This window comes from Inquilinus sp., assembly GCF_057815775.1.
Genome location: NZ_JBYRFX010001186.1, coordinates 1 through 3,096, shown reverse-complemented (window position 1 = coordinate 3,096; position 3,096 = coordinate 1). Strand labels below are relative to the sequence as shown.

The window sequence follows — 3,096 nt, the reverse complement described above, 5'->3', positions numbered from 1 at the left end:
TGCTGATCCTGCTGCCGCTACGCTTCGTCGGCATCGAGGGCTGGGGCGGCATCGGCGCCGGCTGGATGATGATGGCGCTGTGCGGGCCGATGCTGGTGGTGCCGATGCTGGCGGCGCTGCTGACCCGCTGGGTCTCCGCCGGCGTGCTGTGCGGCGCCGGGCTGCTGGTCACCGCCGGCGGGCTGGTGCTGCTGTCCCAGGTGCCGCCGGGCATGGCCGCCGCGGCGATGGTGCCGCCGCTGCTGGTGATCGGCCTGGGCATCAGCCTGCCCTGGGGCCTGATGGACGCGCTGGCGGTCAGCGTCGTGCCGAAGGAACGCGCCGGCATGGCCGCCGGCATCTTCAGCACCACCCGCGTCGCCGGCGAAGGCATTGCCCTGGCCGTGGTCGGCGCCATCCTGGCCGGCTTCGCCCGGACGGGGCTGGAGGCGGTGTCCGGCCCGGCCGACGCGGCGACGCTGACCCTGGCGGCGCAACGGCTGGCGATGGGCGACCTGCAGGCGGCGGCCGCCGCCCTGCCGCAGGCGGGACCGGCGCTGCTGGTCCAGGCCTATGGCAACGCCTTTCACGGGCTGCTGTTCGTGCTGGCCGCCATCACCGTGGTTTCGGCCGCCGTCGTCTTCGGCTTCCTGTCGCGCACGGTGCCGGAGCCGGACCTGATCCCGGCGGAGGTCCCTGCCGCGGAGTGAGGCGGTGTGGCCAGAGACCGTTTGGAAATGCGCTGGCGTGAGTCGGCTGGCGGTGGTCTCGAGAACCGGCGCGCAGCGGACGTTTGGGTCCGTGAGCACCGGAAGCACAGAAACCGCCGTCAGACGGCCTCGCCAGTAGCATTTACAGGCGGTCTCTCAGTGCGGCGGGTGGATCGACAGGATGTAGAGCGCGTGGATGACGCCCGGGATCCAGCCCAGGATCGTCAGGATGATATTCAGCCGCAGCTCCGACCCCGCGCCGATGTCGAGATAGACGGCGAGCGGCGGGCAGAGGAACGCCAGGATGTACAGCAGCGTGACCAAGGGCCGGGCCCGGTGGTGAAACCAGCCCTTGCCTAGGCCCATCAGCCCCGCTGGGGCAAGGCCGGTCGTGTAACCCGATGTTTCCGGCCGCTCTGGCATGCCGCTTGCTGACACCCCATCCCAGGTTCGATGGCGCGACGGGCGCGCCGGTGGGAATGGGAAGCCGCGGATGTCTCTGGTCGCTTGGGGAAGAGGGCTGCTGTGCGGCCTGGTGGTGACGGCCGGCCTGGCCGCGACGGCGCTGCCGGCCGCGGCCGACGGGCTGGACGACGTGATGGCGGCCAAGACGATCCGCATCGCCGTGCCGCAGGATTTCCCGCCCTTCGGCTCGGCCGGCGCAGACCTGCAGCCGCAGGGCTACGACATCGACATGGCCACCCTGATTGCCCAGGATTTGGGCGTGACGGTCGAGCTGGTGCCCGTGACCAGTGCAAACCGGCTGCCCTATCTGCAGACCCACAAGGTCGACCTGATCATCTCCAGCCTCGGCAAGAACGAGGAACGGGCGAAGGTGATGGATTTCTCCAGCGCCTATGCGCCGTTCTTCTCCGGCGTCTACGGCCCGGCCGATGCGGCGGTCACCAAGGTCGAGGACCTCTCGGGCAAGACCGTCGCCGTCACCCGCGGCGCGCTGGAGGACCTGGCGATCTCGAAGATCGCGCCGGCCGATGCCGATATCCAGCGCTTCGAAGACAACAACACCACGATCGCCGCCTTCCTGTCCGGCCAGACCCAGTTGATCGCCACCGGCAATGTCGTCGCCGCCGCGATCCTGGCGCGCGACCCGGATGTGAAGCCGGAGCCGAAATTCATCCTGAGCCAGTCGCCCTGCTTCATCGGGCTGAACAAGGGCGAGCCCAAGCTGCTGGCGAAGATCGACGCCATCATCGCCGCGGCGAAGCAGGATGGCCGGCTGGACGCGATCAGCCGGAAGTGGCTGGGCGCGGCCCTGCCGGGCGATCTGCCGGTCTGACCGCACAGGCCCGGACTTGACCTTCCATTTCGCCGACCTGCTCGGCTATGCAAGCCTGATCCTGCAGGGAATCGGGCTGACCATCGTGCTGACGCTGGCCGCCATCGCGGGCGGGCTGACGCTGGGCGTGTTCGGCGCGCTCGGCCGCCGCTCCCGCCGCTGGCCGGTGCGGGTCAGGGTCGGCGCCTATGTCGAGGTGATCCGCAACACCCCCTTCATCGTGCAGCTGTTCTTCGTGTTCTTCGGCCTGCCGCGGTTGGGCATCCGGCTGGGCAGCCTGGAGGCGGCGCTGCTGGCCATGATCGTCAACCTCGGCGGCTATTCCACCGAGATCGTGCGCGCCGGGCTGGACGGGGTCGGCCGCGGGCTGTGGGAGGCCGGGGCCAGCCTGGGCCTGTCGCGCTGGCGCACCTTCCGGCTGGTGATCGTGATCCCGGCCTTGGAGAAGGTGTACCCGTCGCTGGCAGGCCAGTTCGTCATCATCATGCTCGGCTCCTCCGTCGTGTCGCAGATCGCGGTGCGCGAGCTGACCTTCGCCGGCAGCTTCATCCAGTCCCGCACCTTCCTGAGCTTCGAGACCTATCTGATGGTCGGCGCCATCTACCTCGTGCTCGCCATCGCCCTGCGCCTGGCGTCGAACCGGGTGGCGCGGCGGCTGTTCCGCCACAGGCAGGCCACGGCATGACCCAGTTCACCACCTGGGACATCCTGCGCAACCTGCTGCTGGCGGCGCGCTGGACCGTGCTGCTGAGCCTGATCGCCTTCCTCGGCGGCTTCCTGGCCGGCGCCGGCATCCTGCTGCTGCGCCTGTCGGCCAAGCGCTGGGCCCAACGGCTGGCCGGGGTCTACATCCAGCTGTTCCAGGGCACGCCGCTGCTGATCCAGCTGTTCCTGTGCTTCTTCGGCCTGGCGCTGGTCGGCCTCGACCTGCCGCCGCTGGCCGCGGCCGCGGTGGCCCTGACCCTCTACGCCGCCGCCTTCCTGGCCGAGATCTGGCGCGGTGCCATCGACAGCGTGCCGCGCGGCCAGTGGGAGGCGGCGCGGGCCCTGGCGCTGAGCTGGCCGCAGCAGCTGCGGCTCGTGATCCTGCCGCAGGCGCTGCGCGTCGCC

Annotated in this window: 5 protein-coding genes; 4 read left to right on the top strand and 1 reads right to left on the bottom strand. The window is 70.3% G+C overall.

Going from position 1 to position 3,096, the window contains the following annotated elements; all coding sequences use genetic code 11:
* Nucleotides 1-689: MFS transporter (locus AC3XYG_RS42300; RefSeq protein ID WP_489145930.1), on the top strand; the 689-nt coding region annotated here is incomplete at its 5' end.
* 156 nt (nt 690-845) lie between these two features.
* Here the strand turns inward: AC3XYG_RS42300 and AC3XYG_RS42295 are convergent.
* Complete coding sequence (locus AC3XYG_RS42295) at nt 846-1,055, bottom strand: YqaE/Pmp3 family membrane protein (protein WP_489145929.1); 210 nt, start codon at nt 1,053-1,055, stop codon at nt 846-848.
* Nucleotides 1,056-1,182: 127 nt separating this feature from the next.
* On the opposite strand from AC3XYG_RS42295, the gene AC3XYG_RS42290 reads away from it, so the two are divergent.
* From AC3XYG_RS42290 to AC3XYG_RS42280, 3 genes are all read left to right on the top strand, one after another.
* Complete coding sequence (locus tag AC3XYG_RS42290; protein ID WP_489145928.1) at nt 1,183-1,986, top strand: transporter substrate-binding domain-containing protein; 804 nt, start codon at nt 1,183-1,185, stop codon at nt 1,984-1,986.
* A gap of 16 nt (nt 1,987-2,002) precedes the next feature.
* On the top strand, nt 2,003-2,671 hold the full coding sequence (locus tag AC3XYG_RS42285; RefSeq protein ID WP_489145927.1) for an amino acid ABC transporter permease: 669 nt from the start codon (nt 2,003-2,005) through the stop codon (nt 2,669-2,671).
* Nucleotides 2,668-3,096 (top strand): ABC transporter permease subunit (locus tag AC3XYG_RS42280; RefSeq protein ID WP_489145926.1); only part of this gene is annotated, 429 nt, incomplete at its 3' end. The genes AC3XYG_RS42285 and AC3XYG_RS42280, both read left to right, overlap by 4 nt.